The organism is Sphingobium sp. WR1 (assembly GCF_059693745.1).
Genome location: NZ_JCATID010000045.1, coordinates 1 through 20,736 on the forward strand (window position 1 = coordinate 1; position 20,736 = coordinate 20,736).

The following is a 20,736-nucleotide window of genomic DNA, read 5'->3' on the forward strand; positions in this document are numbered from 1 at the left end:
CTCGAGTTGAACGGCTCGACTTGTCAACAACGGCTGACAAAATCTCGTCGTTCACCAACAACAAAGGATGTCCTTGGTGTCTAAGGATTCCGTACGCAAGCGCCCGAAATCCTTAGACTTTGCTGCCGTTCGCATTCAACATGCCTAAAGGCAGTTCGTGTCAGAAGCCGACGTTCAGCGCTCGCCGACTAGCATCGCAGAAGGCAGAGGTGTCGACTGCGGAGCGTCAGCATCTGGACCGGGCAAGCGTTAACGCGGACATCGAGCACCCACATCCATACTTGAACGATCGTTCCGTATCGCGTAGAGGGATGAGTATGGCCAGACCTAAAGAATTTAATACTGACGCGGCTTTGGACGGCGCAATCCGGCTCTTCAGCGAGCATGGATACGAAGGTACGTCCGCGCAGATGCTCGTCGATACGATGGGGATCGGTCGTCAGAGCCTTTACGATACGTTCGGGGGCAAGTGGCAGCTCTACCGGTCTGCCCTTCGGCGATATGGTTCAGGCGAGTGCTCGGCGCACTTCGAAGCCCTGCGGAAGGGACCTCGCGCCATAGACGGCCTTGCGGCCATGCTCGACCGTGTGGTGGAAACGGCAGCTACGCCGTGCCTGGGTATGAGTTCGATCTACGAGTTCGGGACATCGAAGCCCGATATCACCGAGATCCACGAGCCCCTGTCCAACGCCATGAACGGCGCGATTGCCGCGCAGATTCGTGAGGCGCAGCGAGACGGCGATGTGGCGCCGGACCTGGACCCGGAAATCGTCACGCGCTTTCTCATATCGGCCGTCGCCGGCATCCGGCTTGCCGGGCGCGGTGGTGAAGACCAGCGGACCCTCAAGGGTCTGGCGGAAATCGCCATGCGGTCCTTGCGCTGATTTTTTTGCCAAGTTTTGGAACAAACATTCAACAATGATGGAGCTTATGAAGGCAGTAGTAATGAACGGCATCGGTGACCGCGACATGATGGAGTTCGTCGATCTACCAGAGCCAGAGCCCGGCCCCGGTGAAGTGCTGGTCGATCTTGCCTATGCTGGCGTCAACTTCATGGACATCGGTATCCGGCACGGCATCGCCTGGACGGACAAGCCCAATCCCAAGGTGCTTGGTGTCGAGGGCTCGGGTCGCGTCATCGCGCTCGGGGATGGCGTCGAGGATTTCGCCATCGGCCAGCGCGTCGCCTGGGTCTATGCGCCCGGCAGCTACGTTCAGCGCAAAGCGATCCCGGCAACCTCGCTGGTCCCGGTCCCCGACGACATTGACGACAGAACGGCTGCATCGGTCATGATGAACGGTTTGACCGCCAGCCATTTCGCCACGGACTTCTATCCGGTGCAGCCGGGCGATTTCGCATTCATCCACGCCGCTGCAGGAGGTGTCGGCCTTCTTCTCGCGCAGGTCATCAAGCTGCGGGGCGGCACGGTTATCGGCCGTGTCTCTTCTGAAGAGAAGGCCGCCATCGCCAAGGCCGGCGGCGTCGATCATGTAATCGTCGATACGGAGGGCAATTTCGTTGAGGAAACGCGCCGCCTGACGAATGGCGAGGGCGTGCATGTCGTGTACGACGGTTCGGGTCCGAGCACTTTTCAAGGTTCGCTCGACATCCTGCGGCGGTCCGGCACCTTCTGCTGGTACGGTCCGGTGCTGGGTGGCCCCGGCGATCTCGACGTCATGAAGCTGCCGAAGAGCATCAAGATCGGATACGCGACCTTCCTGGACCATATCCACACGCCGCAATTGTTGCGGCAGCATTCAAAGCAGCTCTTCGACTGGATCAGGGAAGGAAAGCTCCGAATCCATCCGGGCGGTGAGTATCCGCTGGCGGACGCAAAGCGCGCCCATGCCGACATGGAAAGCCGCAAGACTGCGGGCAAGCTGGTGCTGGTCCCATGACGAACAAGACAGCGATGGTCTTTGGTGGTGCCCGAGGGATCGGCGGCGCTATCGTGAAACGCATGGGCGAAAGCGGCTTCGATGTCGCGTTCACCTATGTCTCTCAACCCGATCGAGCAGCGCAGATTGTCGCCGCTGTCGAAGCTACCGGCCGGCGTGCCATCGCCTTACAGGCAGACAGCGCCGATAGTGCGGCGATCGAAAAGGCGGTGGAGTCGACGATCGATCAACTCGGCCCGCTTGATGCCGTGGTGGTGAATGCCGGGGTTCTACGCCTCGCAACGATCGACACCTTCTCGCTCGAAGATCTCGATCAATCGCTCGCCGTGAACGTGCGCGGCGTCTTCCTGGCAATCCAAGCCTCGTCTCGGCATATGCGCGACGGCGGAAAGATCGTGACGATTGGTAGCAATACTGCCGAGCGGCCTGGCCGACCGGGAAGCAGCGTTTATTCCATGACCAAGGCCGCTGTCGCGGCGATGGTCAAGGGCGTTGCCCTCGATCTCGCTCCACGGCGGATCACGGTGAACAACATCCAGCCCGGTCCGATCGAGACGGATATGACGGCGCCCTTCGCCGAGCACATACGAGGTTCCATACCGATCGGACGATTGGGCAAACCCGAAGAGATAGGCGGTCTCGTTGCTTATCTGGTGGGGCCGGAGACCGGCTACATGACGGGCGCCGATATCACGATCGACGGCGGCTTCATTCTCTAACCGGCGAAATGCGCGCGGTCACGGCTGCCGCCAGGGCGGCGCAACCCGCCCCACTTGTCAGATCGGCCGCGACGAACAACGACTCCGCCATCGTCTCGGGCCGGGTGCGGGCGGTCGTCAAAACGCGCGCGCCAAGTTCCTGGAAAAGCCTGACCGTCGCGGCGCCCGCGCCGCGCGTGCCGGACGCGATGAGCGCGCTTGCCGCTCAGGTCGAGGAACTGGCGGGCAAAGTTCTGGCCGGCGGCGCTCACAGCGTGATCTCCAACCCGGCGATCTGCCGTCCATCAAGGACGAACTGATAGCGCAGGTCCACCGGGCTGCCCGGGAAATTTCCGACGACATGGCTAATCACCACCGTCCGGTCGCCTTCCGTGGATATCGAAAAAGGCTCGACGCTGTAGCTATACTTGCTGGACGAGTCCGTCTTCCATTCCCGGATCGCGGGCCGCCCGATGTATGTGCCTCCCTCGTCCTTGACGACAGCGTCTTCGGTGAAGCAGTCAGCTACGCCCTCGGGGGTCGGCTGCCGGTCCGCGTCGAAATACTTCGCGATTATGTCGGGTAGACCGATCGTCATGTTCATCTCCGTTCTTTGAAAGGCGCCTTGTTCGGTGCGCTCCTGTGGTGGTGAGAGCAAAATAGAGGTGGACCTGTGCGGCGATAATCGGGATAGATCGCGACGCGATGTTACGAAAATCGGGACAATGCGTCAGGATGGGCTGATAGAATTTGACGCGGTTCTCGCGATTGCACGGCGCGGCTCGTTCCGCGCGGCGGCGCTCGAGCTCGGCCTGTCGACCACCGCATTGAGCAACGCCATCGGTAAGCTCGAACGCCAGATCGGCGTCCGCCTGTTCAATCGCACGACGCGCAGCGTTTCCCTGACCGACGCTGGACGCAATTTCGTCGCGGAGGTCGGCCCGGCGGTGCAGACGATTCATGACGCGATGGAGGCCGCCCGGTCCCAGCAAGCAACGCCGTCCGGAACGCTGCGCATCAACACCTTCCCAACGGCCGCGCGGGAGATTCTCGCGCCCCTGCTCCTCCGGTTCCTGCGTCGCTATCCCCAGGTCCATATCGATGTCGTCACCGAGGGGCGCATCGTCGACATCGTGGCCGAAGGGTTCGATCTCGGTCTGAGGAGTGCCGACCTCGTGCCCAGCGACATGATCGCCATTCCCGTGGGGCCGCCGCGCAGCTTCGCGGTGGTTGCATCGCCCGCTTATTTCAAAGCGCACGACAAACCTAGCGTGCCGCCCGATCTCCTCCACCATGCGTGCCTCCGCATCCGGCTCCCCAACGGCGCGCTGCATCGCTGGCAGTTCGAAAAGGATGGGCAGCCCGTCCAGATCGACGTCACCGGCCCGATCACCCTGGACGAGGCGAGCTTGTCGCGCACCGCCGTGCTGGACGATGTCGGCATCGGATATTTCATGGAGTCGGATGTCCGAGAGGATATCGCGGAGGGCCGCCTGATCCGCGTGCTGGAAGATTGGACGCCGCCGCTCGGCAGATTGTGCCTCTATTATCCCAGTCGACGGAATCCTTCGGCGGCCTTCAAAGCATTGATCGGCATGGCCCGTGAATCGCTGACTGAGAGGACCTAACGGCCGCTTCGATCAAGAGGCGGTCTTTGAAAAATCACCCGCGAATGGCCGGACTTGGTCGGAAGCTGCGTTTCGGCATTCTACGGTCGCAGATCGAACGGCGGAAAATGCGGTCGGTAGGCGGTTGGAGGCACTTCTCGGCGGCACTAGAGTAGCGCTACAGCGTAGACGTAGTGCTCATCATCATCGGGCGTGGCCCGCCATTTGCCGCCGTTTGGCACTCAGAAGCCGCCGTGCCTACGCTGGCGGCACTAAGCGTGAATAGGCCGCTAGGCCTTGCGACCAGCAGGTATTCCGTAGGCTACAGCAATCGCTCAATCCTGCCGCCATCGGGATGATCGCGACGGATTCTCTCCGCTCGCCCGTTCAAGGTCCAGTCGGTTGCCACGGCACCGATGCGTGAAGGCGTTTTGGAGATCTAACATGAAACTGTTCATCGCAGCGCTCGCGGGACTCGGGATCGTCGCAATGGCCGCGCCGGCATCGGCGCAGGTCAATGCGCGCCAGCATCATCAGCGCGACCGGATCGTCCAGGGTTGGCGGTCAGGTGAGCTGACCGGCCGCGAGGCGGCGCGGCTTGGACGGCAGCAATATCGGATCGGGCGCACCGAAGCACGCATGCGCGCCGACGGCGGGGGTTTGAGTGCCCGCGAGCGCGCCCGGCTCGATGCCCAGCAGGACCGGGCAAGCGCCAACATTCGTGTGCAGAAGCACGACCGCCGCGACCGGTGGTAGTGTCACTCGTAAGGAGTCTGGGCATGTCGAAGAGGTTCGCAACGCTCGGCGCCGTGATCGCCGCCGGCCTGATCGGCGCCGGGCCGGCGATCGCGCAGGATCGCGACAATAATCCGCCGGGGCCGCGCGGCGGTCGGGGCACGAACTGGGAGAACCCGCCGGGGCCGCGCGGAGGGCCGGGCGCGTCGCCCGACCGGCGCCGGATCGTGATCCGCGGGCGCCCCGTCGTGTTTCTGCTGCGGCCGGGCGGCTATTATTATCACGCTCGCTATGGCTATTTCCATCCGCACTGGGGCTGGTGGAATCAGGCGCGCCGCTGCTGGCTCGACCGCGACGGCAACCCGCCCGGCCCCGCCGGCGGCCCCGGGACCAATTGGGAGAACCCGCCGGGCTGGCGCGGCGGCCCTGGCGCGTCCCCCGATCGCTATGGAAGGTGCCGCTGATGCGTAGAATTTTCATCCTGATGCTCGGCTCGGCGATCGCCGGCCCTGCGCTCGCCCAGGCGGGCGGCATGACGCTCGCCGATTTCCAGTCGGCCGGACGAACCCGGCTGATGGAGGCCGATGCGAATGGCGATGGCCGCATCGCCAAGGCCGAATGGACCGCACGCCCGCGTCCGGCGGCAAATGCGAAGGCGGACCCGGGGCGGTTGTTCGACCGGCTCGACACCAACCGCGACGGATCGCTCGACCAAGCGGAGCTCGACACGCTGCTGGCCCGCCGCTTCGCGCGGATGGACGCCAATGGCGACGGCACGCTCACGGCCGAGGAGCGCCGCGCCGCGCGTGGGAGAACGGACGATTGAGGGCGGCCGGAGAGCGGGTTCTTGACCGCGCCGCCAGGCGAGGATCCGGATCTCGCGCTTCTCACGCGGGTGGGGCGCGGCGAAGCCGAGGCGGCGCGCGCGATGATCGCGCGCAAGCTGCCCCGGCTGCTCGCGCTGGCGACGCGGATGCTCGGCGATCCGGCCGAGGCCGAGGACGTCGCGCAGGAAAGCTTCGTGCGGCTGTGGCGGCAAGCGGCGCGCTGGCGCTCCGGCAACGCCCGCATCGACACCTGGCTGCACCGGGTCGCACTCAACCTTTGCTACGACCGTCTGCGCAGGCGACGCGAGATCGCCGTCGGGACGGTGCCCGACCGTCCCGATCCGGGGCCGGCGCCCGATGCCGCGCTGGACGAGGCGGACACGGCGAGACAGGTGGCGGCCGCGTTGCAGATGCTGCCCGAGCGTCAGCGCGAGGCGCTCGTGCTGCACTATTATCAGGAGCTGTCCAATATCGAGGCCGCGGCAGTGATGGAGATCAGCGTCGAGGCGCTCGAGAGCCTGTTGGCGCGCGCCCGGCGGCGGCTGCGCACGCTGTTCGAGGAGAATGACCATGCAGGGTGAGCAGGATCCGACCCGCGATCGCTTCGCAGCGCTCGCCGCGGCCTATGGTGCCGACCTGCGCCGCTGGCCCGCTGCTGAACGGACGGCCGCCGACGCGCTGCTGGCGCGCGATCGGGCCGACGCACCTGCCGTCCTTGCCCGCGAGAACCGGCTCGATACCTGGCTCGACGCCTATGCCGTCCCGGCGCCGTCCGCGGCGCTGGTCGGTCGCATTCTTGCCGTCGCGCCGCAGCCGGCACTGCTCTGGTCGCGCGCGCGCCTGTGGTGGTCGGGCCTGGGGCTTGCCGGGGTCGGCCTCACCGGCGCCCTGACCGGCGCTGTGGCACTGTCGCTCGCGACGCCGGCGTTGCTCGACCATCGCACGGCAGACTGGGGCGATGGGCAGACGATCTTCGGCAATGTCGATCTCGACAGGATCGCCGATGAATAGCCGGTCGCTCCGCATCCTTCTGATCGTCTCGCTGGTGCTGAACGTGTTCGTGATCGGCGGGCTCGCGGGTGCCGCGATCATGTGGCAGCGGGTCGAAACCCAGCGCCCCGTCATCGGGATCGGCCGTCCCGCACGGCTGCGCCAGGCGGCCGAGGCGCTTTCGCCCGAGAATCGCCGCATGCTGCGCCAGTCGGTCCGCACGGCAGCCGTGTCCTTGCGGCCGCAGGCCCAGCTGGCGCGCGCCGCCCGGCGCGAAGCGGCGGACCTACTCGTCCGGCCGGCATTCGACCGCGCCGCGTTCGAGGCAGCGCTCGCCCGCGCCAGGGCCGCCGATGTCGCCATCCGCACGCGGCTGGAGGGAGCGGTGATCGATGCCGCCGCCCGGCTGCCGCTTTCCGAACGGGAGGCGCTTGCCCGGGGCCTTGATCGCTCGGGCACGATGCGCCAGCCCCCGGCACGCGAGCAGGGCGGCGCGCGGCCCTGATCGAAAATATGGCCGCGTGCGACGGATTCCTCCGGCGCGCGCGTTGAAGGCGGGAAAGGAGTTCGCTCATGTCGGCAACCGCCATCGCGCTCAACCGCTTCGGCCTGGGCGCGCGTCCCGACCAGCCCGCGCCCGACCGGCCGAAGGCGTGGCTGCTCGATCAGCTCGATCGTTTCGAGCCGCGTCCTGGGGTGCTGGCTGTGCTGCCGACGACCGGCACGATCGCGGGCAACCTCAGCGATTATCTGCAGATGCAGCGCCAGGCTCGGACGCAGAAGCGGGATGCGATGCCCGGACAAGCGCCGCCGCAACGTCGCCGTGCCGCCAGCTATACGCCGCCGTCTATGGAGGGCGACGACGGGGCCGGCAATGCCGCCTCCAAGCGGGACATAGCGGGTTCGACGAGTGCCGAAATGGCAAATCCCGCCGAGCGCGATCCGGTCGCCCAGGCACGCCGCTTCGCCCACCAGCAGGCGCGCAACTATTATGTGGGCGCGGTCGCAGCCCGCACGCAGCTGGCGCTGACCAGCCCGGCGCCGTTTGCCGAGCGGCTGGTGCATTTCTGGTCGAACCATTTCGCGGTGTCGATCGACAAATTGCCCGTCATCGGGTTAGCGGGACAACTCGAGTTCGAGGCGATCCGCCCGCATGTGACCGGCACGTTCGGCGCCATGCTCCAGGCGGTCGAGCGCCATCCCGCGATGCTGCTCTATCTCGACCAGGCCGCCTCGATCGGCCCCAATTCGGTCGCAGGCCAGGTCGCTGCGCGCCGGCAGGCGCAGCGCAGGGCCGGCCTCAATGAGAATCTGGCGCGCGAGATCCTCGAGCTGCATACCTTGGGCGTGCGCACCGGCTACGGCCAGGGCGACGTGACCGAGCTCGCGCGTGCGCTCACCGGCTGGACGGTGGCGGGCCTCGGACGCGGTGCCGGCGCACGGTTCGCCGGTGTCGACGGCGAACCCGGCAGATTCGTCTTCGCGCCGCGCCTGCACGAGCCCGGCACGCGCAGCCTGCTCGGACGCACCTTTGCGCAGGCGGGCGAAGACCAGGCGGCGTCGGTGCTGGGCTTCCTGGCCACACATCCAGCCACCGCCCGGCACGTCGCGACCAAGCTCGCGCGGCATTTCGCCGGCGACGAGCCGCCCGCGACCTTGGTCGCGCGGCTCGAGGTGTCGTTCCTTAAGACCGGCGGCGACCTGCCGAGCCTCTACCGCGTGCTGGTCGACGCGCCCGAATGCTGGGTGGAGCAGCCGGTCAAGTTCAAGACGCCGTGGGAATGGAGCATCGGCGCGATGCGGGCACTCGGCACCCGCGAACTCCAGCCCCAGGCCGCCACCGGCCTGCTCAACCAGCTCGGCCAGCCGGTGTGGCGCCCGGGATCGCCGGCAGGCTGGGACGATGCCGCGGCGAGCTGGGCAGGCCCCGACGCGATCATGCGCCGGGTCGAAGCCGCCGAGCGCATGGCCGCGCGCACCAACGACATGATCGACGCGCGTGAGCGCGCGGCGCAGCTCTTTCCCGGCGCGCTGAGTGAGGCGACCGCGCAGGCAATCGCGCGCGCCGAAAGTCCCAAGCAGGGGATGGCGCTGATGCTGGTCGCCCCCGAATCGATGCGGAGATAGATCATGCTCACTCGTCGCAGCTTCGTCACCGCCACGGGGATGAGCCTCCTCTTGTCGACCCTGAGCGCCAACATGGCGTTCGCCCGCGCGGCGACCGAACGGCGCTTCGTCTTCATCATCCAGCGCGGCGCGGCCGACGGCCTTGGCACGCTGGCGCCGGTCGGCGACCCCGCCTTTGTTGGCCAGCGCGGCGTGCTGGCGGAGGATTTCGCAGAGGCGACAAAGCTCGACGCGATGTTTGCGCTGCATCCCGCGCTCGGCAAGGTCGCCGCCCTGTACGCGGCGAAGGAAGCCCTGTTCGCGCACGCCGTCGCCTCGCCCTACCGTGACCGGTCGCATTTCGACGGACAGAACGTCCTCGAGACCGGGGGCAGCGCTGCCTACAGCGTCAAGGACGGCTGGCTCAACCGGCTGCTCGCGCTGCTGCCGCGCGAGGAAGCCAAGGGCATCGCCGTGGCCGCGACCGTGCCGATGGCGCTGCGCGGCAAGGTCGAGGTGGCGAGCTATGCGCCTTCGGCGCTGCCCGACGCGTCGGACGACCTGATCGGGCGGGTCTCGATGCTCTATGCCGGCGATCCGCAGCTCCATGCACTCTGGGAACAGGCCACCGCCACGCGGATGCTGACCAGCGACATGGCGGGGAGCGACGGCCGCAACGCGGCGGCGACCGGCGCACTCGCGGCGAAGCTGCTCGGCGAGCGGGGCGGCGCGCGCATCGCGATGATCGAGACCGGCGGCTGGGACACCCATGCGCAGCAGCGCGGGCGTCTGGCGGCGCAGCTGCGAGGGCTGGACGGCATGATCGATGCACTCAAACAGGGCCTGGGGCCGCTCTGGCCGGACACGCTGGTGCTGGTCGCGACCGAATTCGGGCGCACGGTAAAGATCAACGGCACCCAAGGCACTGACCATGGCACGGGGTCAATGGCGATGCTGCTGGGCGGCTCGGTCCAGGGCGGACGCGTGATCGCCGACTGGCCGGGGCTATCGGATGCAGCGCTCTATGAGGCCCGCGACCTCCGGCCGACGATGGCGCTCGATACGCTGATCGGCAGCGCGGTCGCCGGGCATTTCGGGATCGACGCGCCGCGAACGATGGCGGCGCTGTTTCCCGAAGGCAGGAATGTCCAGTTGATGGACGGCCTGCTACGGGCCTAGTCTTCGCCGTAGAGCTCGCGCTGCGCCTTTTCCAACTCATCCGCGTAGCGCTTGCGGACATATTTCTCGGTGATCAGGCCGAGCACTTGTCCCTGCGGGTTCAGCACGGCGAGATGGTCCGCTTCGCTGCTGTCGAACAAGTCCATCGCCTGGCCGATATGCATGTCGGGGAGAAGCGACGCGGACGGAAGAATGGCATGCGTGCCGATCTGCTCCGCCTCGTTGATCCCGCCCGAATAGGCACTCGCCGTAGGGAGGAGGCCCGCATAACGGCCGTCCTTGCGCGTCAGGATAACGCGCGTCGTTGACCCCAGCGGAAAACGCCTGCGGAAATCGGCGACAGTCATGCTCGCGGCGGCGACCGGCACGTCGCGGCGCATCATTCGGCCGACTGTCAGCAAGCGCACCAGCCGATGTCGCGGCCGCTGCGGATCGTTTCGCCGCGCAGGTGCAGCCGCCAGGTGGAGAAGCTGTAGCCAAAGCTCTCGCGCGCCACCGAGATCGCGATCAACGCCGCAGTGATCACCACGCCGGTGATCGCGAAATCATGCGTCACTTCGAGCACGAGCAGCGCCATCGTCATCGGGCCGCCGACGACCGCGACCGCGAGCGCCGCCATGCCGACCAGCGCCGCGTCCGAAGGCTCCAGGGCATGGAGGTGGGGAAACAGGCCCAAAACCTGCGCGTAGAGCCGTCCCACCAGCGCGCCGATGAACAGCGATGCAAGAACAGTCCGCCCCGAAAGCCGAAGCCAAGCGACACGGTCGATGCGGCGATCTTGAGCAGGATGATCGCGGCCAGCGCGCCGATCGTCAGATCGGCGGCAAGGTTGAGGTGGAGCGCGCCATGTCCCGAGGACAATGCTTGCGGCGAGAGCAGCGCCAGGGGAATCAGCAGCGCCCCGCCCAGCAGCGGGCGAGCATAGTCGGGGAGCCTGGACCGGCGCACGCCCGTTTCGAGCAGCGAGACGAGATGCATGATAGTGATGCCCAGCGCGGCGCAGACGAGACCGAGCCCGGCGTAGAGCAGATAGTCCGCGGTTCCGATCGCCTGCGAGCTCGATGCGGCGATCAGATAGGGCGGCGCTCCGAGCCCGCGCGCCGTCAGCGCCGCCGCCAGCGCGGCCACCATGACCGGAGCGATCGCCGCCGGCGTATAGGCGCCAGGCACGATCTCAAAGGCGTAGAAGGCGCCGGTCAGCGGCGCACCAAATGTCGCGCCGATCGCCGCTCCGGCGCCAGCGCCAATCAGGGTGCGCAGGTCGTTGCGGCGTAGTTTCAGGCGCTGGCCGAGCAGCGAGGCGATCCCGCCGCCGGCCTGGGCATAGGCCGCCTCGAGCCCGACCGAGGCGCCGAAGCCGTTCGACAGCAGCGTCTGTCCGACGACGGTGAGCGTATCCCTTCGCGGAATCCGGCCGTCGTGGAGGGCGTTTGCCTCGACGACGTCGATCGGCGTCCGGCGGCGGATCAGCCAGACCGTCAATCCGAGCAGACCACCCCCGACCGGCAGCGCCAGCAGCCGAAGCGGGTCAATCATGGCGAGGCTGCTCAATCGCTCATCGCCACTAAGACCGAACAGCAGCCTTTGGGCTGCGTGCGCGATCGTTCCGAGCGCGAGCGCGGACAGTCCGGCGATCCAGCCCACCAGGAGCGCGAGCAGCAGGAACCAGGCTTCGCTGACGCGCACACGCCGCCGAAATGCATTGGCCTCGCGCACGAGGGATTAGAGAGGCCGCCGCATCATCGCGGCGCCGCCGAACAGGTCCCAATCCGGGTCAGCGTCGGAACCGGACATCGCCAAGCGGGCGGCAGCCTCATGAGTTCCGAAGAATGATAGCCCGACGGTGACCAGCGCCGCCACGGCCATCAACGCGAAGGGGCCGACAGGAGCCAGGACTCTCCGAGTCGAGTGATCCTTCCGGTTAGAGCGTCGCGACGTAGCACGATAGTATCGCCGATGCGCTTCGAATGAGCCGCGCTCCTAATGCGTGATGCCGGCCGCAACCAGCGATCCCACGCCTCCGACGGCTATGCGTGGGGCTAGCCTGTCTCGAAGCGGTCTCCAGGCGGAAGCGTCCCGGCGAATGTGTCGAGCTGCCGCTTTGCCTCGGCATCGCCCTGCAAGGTCCAGCGCCAGAACAATGTGGTCGCGGTGATTACGGTGTCGCGGATATGGGGCGTCGCCGTCGATGCTGGCCCCCGCAGCCCGTCCTGAGCATTGAACACCATATGGTTGGCGCCGCCGAGCACTAGCAGATATTTGCCGCCCGCCGGCATCGCACGAAACGGGCGCTCGCGATCCGTGGGCGTAATGCTGGGCGTGATCGGCGCGGCATCCTCGGTGCCGGTGATCGAGAAGAACGGGATGGTCACCGCGCCGAACGCCGCAGTATCGGAGCCCCGCATCGGCGGCGAGGGGCTGAAGGCGATTGCCGCCTTGACGCGCGAATCGGCGGCAATCCCGGCCACTGGAAAGCGCTGGCCGGCGACCGCCTGGGTGGTGTGCGCGCCGAAGCTGTGGCCGGACATGCCGATATGGGCGAGGTCGGCCCGACGTAGGTCGCAAGCACCCTCGCGCGGCCGGCGGCCAAGTTCGTCGAGGACGAAATGCACGTCGTCGACGCGCGCGACGAGCTGCGCGGGCGCCATCGCCGCACCAATGCGCCCCTGGCCGAGGATCGAGCGATCGCTGCCCGGATGCTGGAGATTGACGACAATGAAGCCGGCTTTCGCCCAGGCCACCGCCCAGTTTGTGCCGCCGTCGAGCGAACCGCCAAGGCCGTGGCTGAACAGGATCACTGGCGCCTTGCCGGTGCCGGCGGGCATGCGGATGCGCACGGGCGCGTCGCGGTCGCGCGCGGTGTCATGCCACTTCGCATCGCAAGTGGTGATCGCATCGGCAGGCGCGGCATAGGCTGCCGACGGCGCCAGCAACGCAGCGGCAAGAAACATCATCTTGATCATGGAAATTCCTTCATTTTCGGCATCGCGAACAGTGTCTGCGCCTTCGCGCGCCATCCGTGCGCATCGCGAGCCTCGCCCAGCATCATCGCCCACTCGCGAAACGCGAGCCGGATCGGATTGGCGGTCGCCGAGCGATGCGCGAGCCCGTAGCGGATCGGCTCGCCGGCCTGTTCGCGCGCCAGCGTGCCGAACAGCCGGTCGAACAGGATCAGCACGCCGCCGAAATTCTTGTCGATATAAGCGTCGTTGGAGGCGTGGTGCAGCCGGTGGTGCGCGGGCGTGTTGAGCACCCATTCGATCGGCCCTAGCTTCCCCACCGCCTCGGTGTGCAGGAAGAACTGGTAGCGCAGGTTCAGCGCCAATAGGGCAAGCAGCGCGAAAGGCGACAGCCCTAAGAAGATCAGCGGCACGTAGAACACCCAGCCTGCCGAGAACAGGTTGGTCCAGCCGAGTCGGAGCGAGGCCAGCAGCGTCATCTGCTCCGCGGAATGATGCACCGAATGCGAAGCCCAGATCCAGCGTATCCGATGGCTCGCGCGGTGGAACCAGTAATAGGCGAACTCGACCGCGAAAAATCCGGCTGCCCAGGTCGCCCAGTGATCCGCCGGCCAATGGACCGGCGCCGCTACCCAGACCGCGCCGAACACCAGACTCAGCACGCTTGCGTTGAGTGCGGCGAAGGGCAGGTTGCCGAGCACCAGCCCCAGTGTGGTCAGTGCCGCGCGTCCGTCATAGCCGCGCCCGCGCGCCAAGCGCCAGCCGGCCTCGGCCAGCACCAGTGCGAGCATCGCCGCGAGCCATAACGGGGAGCGCTCGACGTTCATCTCAACGTTGCTGCTTCATCGCGTCGATGCGCGCCTTGGCGGCGGCCATCTCGTTCGCGTCGATCCGACCGTCGCCATTGGCGTCGGCCCGGTCGAACAGCGGCATCGGCGCGGCGTCGAATTCGACACGGGTCGCCTTGCCATCCTTGTTGGCGTCCATCGCGGCGATCAGCGTATCGAGGCGACTGGCAGCGTCAGGCTTGAAGCGCGCGAGCCGCTTGAAATCGGCCTTGCTGACCGCACCGTCCTTGTTGCGGTCCATGCGGGCGAAATTGGCGGTGCGCGCGCGGGCATATTCGTCGCGCGTGACGACGCCGTCGCGATTGGCGTCGGCATTGGCGAGCAGCTTCATGCCCTCGCCCTGCGACTGGGCAAGGGCGGCCGGCGCGGCGAGCACCATCGCGGCGGCGAGGATCATCTTCTTCATCATGCTTCCTTTGACTTGGGGTGCGGCCGCGCTCCGTGGACGAGAGGGGGCTTGGAGCGCGGCCGCGGGGGGAGCTCAGGGCCGCGGCACCGTGCCCGAGACGGTGCGCGAGCCGCCGTCGGCGCGGGTGAGCGTGCTGCTGTAGCTCGCGGTGCCGTCGCCATTGTTGGTCGCGCTGATCGTGCGGTTGCGGGTCCGGCCGTCATTGGCGGCGATCGTGTGGCTGCCATTGTACGCGCCATCGCCCCAAGTCGCATCTCGCGAGTTGGTCAGGCCGCGGCCATTGTTGGCCTGGACGCTGCGGTCGCTCGAATAATAGCCGGGGCCGTAGTTGCGGCTGCGCGAGGCTTCATAGCCACGGCCATTGTTGGTCTGCAGGCCGCGGCTGATTGTGGCGGAGCCGCGCTGGCGCGATGCCGAGCGCCACTGGGTGAAGCCGTGGCCGCGCGCGCCCTGCACGCTCACGGAGTGGCTGCGGCGCACCTGCGCTTCGACGGGAACCGCGGTCGCCACCAGTCCGGCGGTGAGCGCGGCGAGGCTCAAAACAACTTTATACATGTCTCACTCCTTGCACGGACGGCGGTGCAGCCGTCGCATCGGGCTTATGCAGGCACGACGTAATCAGGCTGCGTCGGGAGGGTGACGAAGGGTAACAGAGTGTAACTGGCCGATGTGTGCCCTTCGCTGGAGCCGGTGCAGACGCTATTTCAGGATTCATGGAAACCAGTTGCATCGCCGTGGTCGAGGACGACCGGGAAATCCGCGCGCTTGTCGTCGACCTGCTCGCCCGCGAAGGCTTCGAGGCGGTCGGATGCCGCACTGCGGCCGAGTTCGACCAGCTCAATGACCGGCGGCGGGTCGATCTCGTCGTGCTCGACATCATGCTACCGGGCGAGGATGGGCTATCGCTCTGCCGCCGGCTGCGCGCCACCCGGGACATGCCGGTGCTGATGGTCACCGCCAAGGGCGACGACATCGACCGCATCGTCGGCCTGGAAGTCGGCGCCGACGATTATCTTCCCAAGCCGTTCAACCCGCGCGAGCTCGTGGCGCGTGTGCGCGCGATCCTGCGGCGAACGCGCGACCAGCACCGCGCTGCTCCGCCGATCGCCAATGAGCGCTATCGCTTCGGCGGCTGGTCGCTCGATGTCGGCGCCCGCGCGGTCTCCAGCCCGGATGGGAACGAGGTAGAGCTGACCGGCGGCGAGTTCGATCTGCTGTTGTGCTTCGTCACCCATCCGCAGCGGGTGCTCAACCGCGACCAGCTGCTCGACTGGACGCGCGGGCGCAGCGTCGGACCGTTCGACCGGGCCGTCGACGTCCAGTTGAGCCGCCTGCGCCGCAAGCTGGCGGCAGCGCCCGGCGGCGAGACGATCATCAAGACCGTGCGCGGCGGCGGCTATCAGTTCACGCTGCAGGTGGAACGGGCATGACGATCGGATCGAACCTGTCGCTGCGCCTTGCCGCCATCCTACTGGTGGGGTTCATTGCGCTTCAGCTTCTGGTCGCTATTGTCCTTCCTTCCTCGGACGACGCGCGCCGCCCCTACAATCTCCCGCGGCCCGAAGAGGCGGCAGCAATTGCGAACGCGCTAGACCGGGCGCCTGAAGGCGAGCGAGCGGGGCTCGTGGAGGCGCTCGACGGAGGACTCTATTCGATCAAACTCGTCCCGGTGCCGCCAGCGCCAGGGCGCCGCTCGGACGACCTGCGGAATCTCGAGGCAGGCTATGATGCGGCGATGCCTGGCCGGCAGGTAAATGTGGACGGACGGCGGCCGCGGCTCGGGCGCTGGATCGGGCCGGCGGCGCGACCGGCGCGCTTCTTTGCGCCGATCCGCGTGGCGATCGGCCTGAAGGGCGGCGGCGTGCTGCTGATCACCAGCCAGCCTTCGGACTCGGCGCGCGCCTATCTGCAGGGCCGCGCGGTGATCGGCGCCCTAGGCGGACTGGTGCTGCTCGTCGCGCTCATGCTGGCGGTACGCCAGACCACGCGCCCGCTCAGCCAGCTCTCGGGAGGCGTGCGCCGGTTCGCCGGCAATCTCGACACGCCCGATCTCCCGGTCGCCGGCCCGCGCGAGGTCCGCGAGCTCGCCACCGCGTTCAACGACATGAAGGGACAGATTCGGGCGCTTATCGGCGAACGGACGCGCGTGCTCGCGGCGATCGCGCACGACCTTCGGACCTATCTGACGCGGCTGCGCCTGCGCGCCGAGTTCATCGATGATGCCGATCATCAAGCCCGCGCCGTGCGCGATCTCGACGAGATGACCGCGCTCATCAACGATACGCTGCTGCTGGCGGACCGCGACTCCGCGCCGCCGAGCCATCCCGAGCGCGTTGAGGTCGCGCACGCGCTCGCCAAGATCGTCGATGCGCATCGCGAGCTCGGCGAAAGTGTGACGCTGGCTCCCGTGCCCGACGGTCTCGCGATCGCCGCCACGCCGCTCTCGCTGCGCCGCGTCCTCGATAACCTTATCGCGAACGGCCTCCGTCACGGCAACGCGGTGGCGGTCTCGGCTCATGCGAACGGGGAGGCGGTCGACATCGTCGTCGAAGACGACGGGCCAGGCGTTCCGGCCGACGCGCTGGCCAGCCTCGGGATACCTTTCCAACGCTTTGACCCGTCTCGTAGCCGCGAGACGGGCGGCGCGGGGCTGGGGCTTGCGATCGTGCGCGCGCTTGCCGGCCGCGACCAGGCTGAGGTGATCTTCGCGCCGGCGTCGCCCACGGGGCTGCGGGTGATGATACGCTATCCTCGTATCGACAGATGACGGCACTTGAAAGGCCGGCACGCTTGCGGGTCACTTCGGCGAAAGCAATCGGCAGGCTCGTGCATGGACGTACATTACGGCCGGGTTGTTTTCGAGCGAATGAGGAACTGCGGTTGGCCGACCATACGCCTTCCCTGAGAGATATCTCGCCGGTGGTCGTCTCCCTGGGGCAATGTCCGCGCCGCTAAGATCGCTCTCGGAAGCAACAGTCTGAAAACAGCAGAATCTGCCGTCAGTTGGGTTTCTCGAACATTGCCGGAAAGCGCCGAGGACCGGACCACGCCGCCGCTGCCTCCTATCTGCACTACACCTCACTCTTAGGAAGAACACGGGCAATCATAGCGCTACAGCGTAGATGTAGTGCTCATCTTCATCGGGCGTGGCCCGCCATCCTGCCGTGCGCCGCCGTCCGCCGAAGCCGCCCGCCTTTACCCGCCGTCGCTACGCTTCTTGTCTGCATGGCGGATTGTGGTCGACAGCCGACGATAGCCGGACCTTCCGGTGCCGGGAACGGGAAATACACGGCTGAACGTCGGATAAGGGTCGATTTGGAAAGCGGCCCAGCGGATGGGGCCAAAGGAGGGGAGCCTGTCGGCTCCCCCATAGACATCATCCCAAGGCTTTCGCCATCAAACGCTCCAACCGCTCGGCAAAGGCCCGCGGATCAGCCGGCGCCTCGCCTTCGGCAATCCGGGCCTCATCAAGCAGAAGGAATGCCAGATCTCGCCGCCCTTCCTCATCGCCACTGGCGTGCCCCAGCTTCGCGATGAGCGTATGGCCGGCATTCACCTCCAGAACGGGCTTCGCTCGCTCCGGCGCACGGCCAGCCGAGGCCAACATCTTTTCCAGCTGGAGATCCATGGCGTTGTCAGCCGCAACTATGCAGACCGCGCTGCTGGTCAAGCGGTCCGAGATGCGGACATCGGATACCTGATCTGCCAATGCGTCCTTTGCGAAAGCAATAAAGCTATTGGCCTCCTCGCTTGGCGCAGCGGCGGTGCTGCTACCTTCGGCCAGGGGGATGAGGCTCAGATCAGCAGAACCCTGCGTGACGGACTTGAAAGGCTTCCCCTCGTAATCGACGCCCATCGTCGTCCAGAAACTATCGACTTGATCGGGGAGGAGCAGAACCTCGATGCCGCGCGCCTTGAAGCCTTCGATCTGCGGGGACTGCGCGATCCGATCCAGATCATGGCCGGTCGCATAATAGATTGCCGTCTGATTTTCTTTCAGGGCGCTGACATAATCCTTGAGTGAGCGCCACGCGCCATTGGACGTCGTGCTTTTGAACCGGGCCAGGCCCAGCAACGCTTCGCGACGCTCGAAATCTTCGTAAAGGCCTTCCTTCAACACCGATCCGAAATTTTCCCAGATAGCGGCATATCGCTCAGGTTCGCTGGCTGAAAGCTTGTCCAGGTCGGAAAGGATGCGGTTGCTCACGCCCTTCTGAATGGCAGAGAGAACCGGACTGTCCTGTATCATCTCGCGCGACATGTTGAGCGGCAGGTCGGCGGAATCCACAAGACCGCGCACGAAACGAAGATAGCGCGGCAGTATCTCCGCCTCGTCAGTGATGAATACCCGGCGTACATAGAGCTTGATGCGGCCCTTGCGGTCGGGGTCGAACAGATCGAATGGCTTGGTTTCGGGGATGAAGGTCAGAACGGAATATTCGTGACGTCCCTCTGCGCGGTAATGCAGCGTCAGTGCCGGCTTGTCGAACTGGCCTGCTACGCTGCGATAGAAATCGGTATAATCGTCCTCGCTGATGTCAGTCCTCGCCTTGGTCCACAGTGCCACGCCGTCGGCCACCTGCGCTGGCTCATCCTCGCTTCCGACCTCCTGAAGGAAGATTGGAACCGGGACATGGCCCGACTGCGCTTTGATTATCCGCTCAACGGTGTAGCGCTCGGCATAGGTTTTGGCATCCTCGAGCAGGTGCAACGTGACGCGTGTACCGCGCGCAGGCGCCGCTGCAGGATCGGCCGGTGTAATCGTGTAAGTACCCAACCCATCGGAGGACCAGATGGCTGCATCAGCCTCTCCGGCACGGCAAGAAGCAACCTCTACCTTCCCCGCCACCATGAACGCCGAATAGAAGCCAACGCCAAATTGGCCGATAAGCTGCTGCCCTTCGCCATTCTTGTCCGCGGCAAGCTTGTCCATGAACGCCTTGGTACCCGATCGCGCAATGGTGCCCAGTGTTTCACCCATATCTGCGGCGGTCATGCCGATGCCGTTATCCTCGATCACGAGCGTGCCGGCTTCCTTGTCCAGCCTCAGACTGATGCGCGATTGGGGATCGTCGCCCAGCAGTGCTGGGCTGGAAATCGCTTCGTAGCGCAGCTTTTCGCAGGCATCGGCAGCATTGGATATCAGTTCGCGCAGGAAAACGTCACGGTCGGAATAGACCGAGTGGACCATCATGTGCAGAAGCTTGGAAACATCTGCCTCGAAGGCCCGCGTTTCAGGGGCGGTAACGGTGTCCATTGTCATCGTCTCTATGGCTCGCATTCCTGGAAATTTCGCGCGACAGATGGATCGAAAGCTTTTGACGTTCAAGAGGTCGCAGCCGGCTATTTGTCCAGAATTGTGAGCCCCGCACGGTGGAGAGATTCATTCGCGGATTGATTGGACAGAAAAGCTGACTGCCAGCCCCCGACAACCAAACTTCGCTGGCTGAGCGACCGACATGGGACGTTTTCTGGACCGCGAAACGACGCGTTGTGGGATAAAACTGCCGTTTTGCTCTTGCCTTTGGAACGACTGCGCTTGCCAGCCGCATTCATTCGATCGGCACATGGAGGCGCCGTCATGGTAATTACGCCTTTGCGGTATCCACCAGCAAACGAACTTTTTCCGCATCAACATGGGTAGCCGGATTGTAGACGATCATTCCAAGCTCCGGCCTGCCTTCGACGGCAAATGAAGAGAACTCGAGCTTCACAAGCCCTGCCGACGGATGGCGAATCTTCTTCACGCCCTCGCTGTGAGCGACGACGTCATTATCCTGCCACAGCGTTTCGAATTCCGGGCTCAGTCGGCTCAGTTCCTCGACGAGCCTCGCGGCATCCACGCTGTCCTGCGCACCAGCCCTCGCCATGTCAGCCCGAAATGCTCCGACCACGAACCGCGCAACGCTGTCCCAATCCTCATTGCGGCTTCGGCCTCTGCCGTTCGTAAACATCAGCCGCAGGATGTTGCGCTGGTTCGACGGCAACTGCGAATAGTCAGTGAGCAGTGCCGCAGCGGCACGGTTCCAACCGACCACATCCCAGATTGCGTTCTTGATGATCGCCGGACTAAGCGCCATGCCATCGAGCACACGCTGCAGTCGCGGGGTGATCCCGTCGACCGGCTGGTACCGCGTCTCGGGTGGACGTCCGAGACCAAGCATGTACAAATGTTCGCGCTCAGGCTCCGTCAGCATAAGTCCCTTAGCGATCCGATCCAGCACATCGGCCGAAGGCGCGCCGCCGCGGCCTTGTTCCAGCCAGGTGTACCAAGTCGGGCTGATGTTCGCCCGGCTAGCGACCTCTTCGCGGCGCAATCCGGGCGTACGCCTGCGGCCGCCGCCGAAACCAAAGGCTGCAGGATCGAGCCGCGCACGACGATCACGAAGATAAGTGCCCAGTCGGTTAGACGTATCGCTGCTCATGAACGATCCTGTTGAAGATTATACCCTGATAAGGTCACTACTTTAACAGGTTA

Annotated in this window: 22 protein-coding genes and 1 pseudogene; 15 read left to right on the forward strand and 8 right to left on the reverse strand. The window is 65.8% G+C overall.

Annotated elements, in window-relative coordinates; all coding sequences use genetic code 11:
* The first annotated feature begins 353 nt into the window (after positions 1-353).
* The 4 genes from AC58EF_RS27090 to AC58EF_RS27105 are packed head-to-tail and all read left to right on the forward strand — an operon-like array spanning position 354 to position 2,917.
* Positions 354-884, forward strand: coding sequence for a TetR/AcrR family transcriptional regulator (locus AC58EF_RS27090; RefSeq protein WP_497279490.1), 531 nt, complete (start codon positions 354-356; stop codon positions 882-884).
* Positions 823-1,899, forward strand: a complete 1,077-nt coding sequence (locus AC58EF_RS27095; protein ID WP_497279491.1) for a quinone oxidoreductase family protein — start codon at positions 823-825, stop codon at positions 1,897-1,899. The genes AC58EF_RS27090 and AC58EF_RS27095 overlap by 62 nt, the downstream gene beginning before the upstream one ends.
* Complete coding sequence (locus tag AC58EF_RS27100) at positions 1,896-2,618, forward strand: SDR family oxidoreductase (protein WP_497279492.1); 723 nt, start codon at positions 1,896-1,898, stop codon at positions 2,616-2,618. Before AC58EF_RS27095 ends, AC58EF_RS27100 begins: the two co-directional genes overlap by 4 nt.
* A gap of 8 nt (positions 2,619-2,626) precedes the next feature.
* A complete protein-coding gene (locus AC58EF_RS27105) occupies positions 2,627-2,917 on the forward strand; it encodes a hypothetical protein (protein WP_497279493.1) in 291 nt (96 codons plus the stop codon).
* Here AC58EF_RS27105 and AC58EF_RS27110 read toward each other — a convergent pair.
* Entirely contained in the window at positions 2,866-3,195 is a 330-nt protein-coding gene (locus AC58EF_RS27110) for a nuclear transport factor 2 family protein (RefSeq protein ID WP_497279494.1), read from the reverse strand. The two genes, AC58EF_RS27105 and AC58EF_RS27110, sit on opposite strands and share 52 nt — an antisense overlap.
* A 127-nt stretch (positions 3,196-3,322) precedes the next feature.
* Between AC58EF_RS27110 and AC58EF_RS27115 the strand changes: the two genes are divergently transcribed.
* The 9 genes from AC58EF_RS27115 to AC58EF_RS27155 all read left to right on the forward strand — a co-directional run bounded on the left by AC58EF_RS27115 (position 3,323) and on the right by AC58EF_RS27155 (position 10,041).
* Positions 3,323-4,225, forward strand: coding sequence for a LysR family transcriptional regulator (locus AC58EF_RS27115; RefSeq protein WP_497279495.1), 903 nt, complete (start codon positions 3,323-3,325; stop codon positions 4,223-4,225).
* A gap of 423 nt (positions 4,226-4,648) precedes the next feature.
* A complete protein-coding gene (locus AC58EF_RS27120) occupies positions 4,649-4,960 on the forward strand; it encodes a hypothetical protein (RefSeq protein WP_497279496.1) in 312 nt (103 codons plus the stop codon).
* 23 nt (positions 4,961-4,983) lie between these two features.
* Positions 4,984-5,403, forward strand: a complete 420-nt coding sequence (locus tag AC58EF_RS27125; RefSeq protein ID WP_497279497.1) for a hypothetical protein — start codon at positions 4,984-4,986, stop codon at positions 5,401-5,403.
* On the forward strand, positions 5,403-5,765 hold the full coding sequence (locus AC58EF_RS27130; RefSeq protein ID WP_497279498.1) for an EF-hand domain-containing protein: 363 nt from the start codon (positions 5,403-5,405) through the stop codon (positions 5,763-5,765). Before AC58EF_RS27125 ends, AC58EF_RS27130 begins: the two co-directional genes overlap by 1 nt.
* 21 nt (positions 5,766-5,786) lie before the next feature.
* Positions 5,787-6,347: an RNA polymerase sigma factor gene (locus AC58EF_RS27135; RefSeq protein ID WP_497279499.1), complete on the forward strand. Its 561-nt coding sequence runs from the start codon at positions 5,787-5,789 to the stop codon at positions 6,345-6,347.
* Positions 6,337-6,777 (forward strand): hypothetical protein, encoded by a 441-nt coding sequence (locus tag AC58EF_RS27140; RefSeq protein ID WP_497279500.1) that lies wholly within the window; start codon positions 6,337-6,339, stop codon positions 6,775-6,777. The genes AC58EF_RS27135 and AC58EF_RS27140 overlap by 11 nt, the downstream gene beginning before the upstream one ends.
* Complete coding sequence (locus tag AC58EF_RS27145; RefSeq protein ID WP_497279501.1) at positions 6,770-7,261, forward strand: periplasmic heavy metal sensor; 492 nt, start codon at positions 6,770-6,772, stop codon at positions 7,259-7,261. Before AC58EF_RS27140 ends, AC58EF_RS27145 begins: the two co-directional genes overlap by 8 nt.
* A 68-nt stretch (positions 7,262-7,329) precedes the next feature.
* Positions 7,330-8,883, forward strand: coding sequence for a DUF1800 domain-containing protein (locus AC58EF_RS27150; protein WP_497279502.1), 1,554 nt, complete (start codon positions 7,330-7,332; stop codon positions 8,881-8,883).
* 3 nt (positions 8,884-8,886) lie between these two features.
* On the forward strand, positions 8,887-10,041 hold the full coding sequence (locus tag AC58EF_RS27155; RefSeq protein ID WP_497279503.1) for a DUF1501 domain-containing protein: 1,155 nt from the start codon (positions 8,887-8,889) through the stop codon (positions 10,039-10,041).
* Here AC58EF_RS27155 and AC58EF_RS27160 read toward each other — a convergent pair.
* From AC58EF_RS27160 to AC58EF_RS27180, 5 genes and pseudogenes are all read right to left on the reverse strand, one after another.
* A pseudogene (locus AC58EF_RS27160) lies at positions 10,038-11,757 on the reverse strand (chloride channel protein). The gene AC58EF_RS27155 and the pseudogene AC58EF_RS27160 overlap by 4 nt on opposite strands.
* 323 nt (positions 11,758-12,080) lie before the next feature.
* Positions 12,081-13,004 carry an alpha/beta hydrolase family protein gene (locus AC58EF_RS27165; protein WP_497279504.1) on the reverse strand — a complete coding sequence of 308 codons (924 nt, stop codon included), beginning with the start codon at positions 13,002-13,004 and terminating at the stop codon, positions 12,081-12,083.
* Positions 13,001-13,828, reverse strand: coding sequence for a sterol desaturase family protein (locus AC58EF_RS27170; protein WP_497279505.1), 828 nt, complete (start codon positions 13,826-13,828; stop codon positions 13,001-13,003). The genes AC58EF_RS27165 and AC58EF_RS27170 overlap by 4 nt, the downstream gene beginning before the upstream one ends.
* Before the next feature lies 1 nt (position 13,829).
* Entirely contained in the window at positions 13,830-14,255 is a 426-nt protein-coding gene (locus AC58EF_RS27175; protein ID WP_497279506.1) for an EF-hand domain-containing protein, read from the reverse strand.
* A gap of 75 nt (positions 14,256-14,330) precedes the next feature.
* Positions 14,331-14,813, reverse strand: a complete 483-nt coding sequence (locus AC58EF_RS27180) for a hypothetical protein (RefSeq protein WP_497279507.1) — start codon at positions 14,811-14,813, stop codon at positions 14,331-14,333.
* Positions 14,814-14,971: 158 nt separating this feature from the next.
* Here AC58EF_RS27180 and AC58EF_RS27185 point away from each other — a divergent pair, with 158 nt between their 5' ends.
* Positions 14,972-15,688 (forward strand): response regulator, encoded by a 717-nt coding sequence (locus AC58EF_RS27185; RefSeq protein ID WP_497279508.1) that lies wholly within the window; start codon positions 14,972-14,974, stop codon positions 15,686-15,688.
* Positions 15,685-17,025: an ATP-binding protein gene (locus AC58EF_RS27190; RefSeq protein ID WP_497279509.1), complete on the forward strand. Its 1,341-nt coding sequence runs from the start codon at positions 15,685-15,687 to the stop codon at positions 17,023-17,025. Before AC58EF_RS27185 ends, AC58EF_RS27190 begins: the two co-directional genes overlap by 4 nt.
* 609 nt (positions 17,026-17,634) lie before the next feature.
* Here AC58EF_RS27190 and htpG read toward each other — a convergent pair.
* On the reverse strand, positions 17,635-19,521 hold the full coding sequence (gene htpG, locus AC58EF_RS27195; protein ID WP_497279510.1) for a molecular chaperone HtpG: 1,887 nt from the start codon (positions 19,519-19,521) through the stop codon (positions 17,635-17,637).
* Between the two features lie 325 nt (positions 19,522-19,846).
* Positions 19,847-20,683: a helix-turn-helix transcriptional regulator gene (locus AC58EF_RS27200; protein ID WP_497279511.1), complete on the reverse strand. Its 837-nt coding sequence runs from the start codon at positions 20,681-20,683 to the stop codon at positions 19,847-19,849.
* Positions 20,684-20,736: the final 53 nt, after the last annotated feature.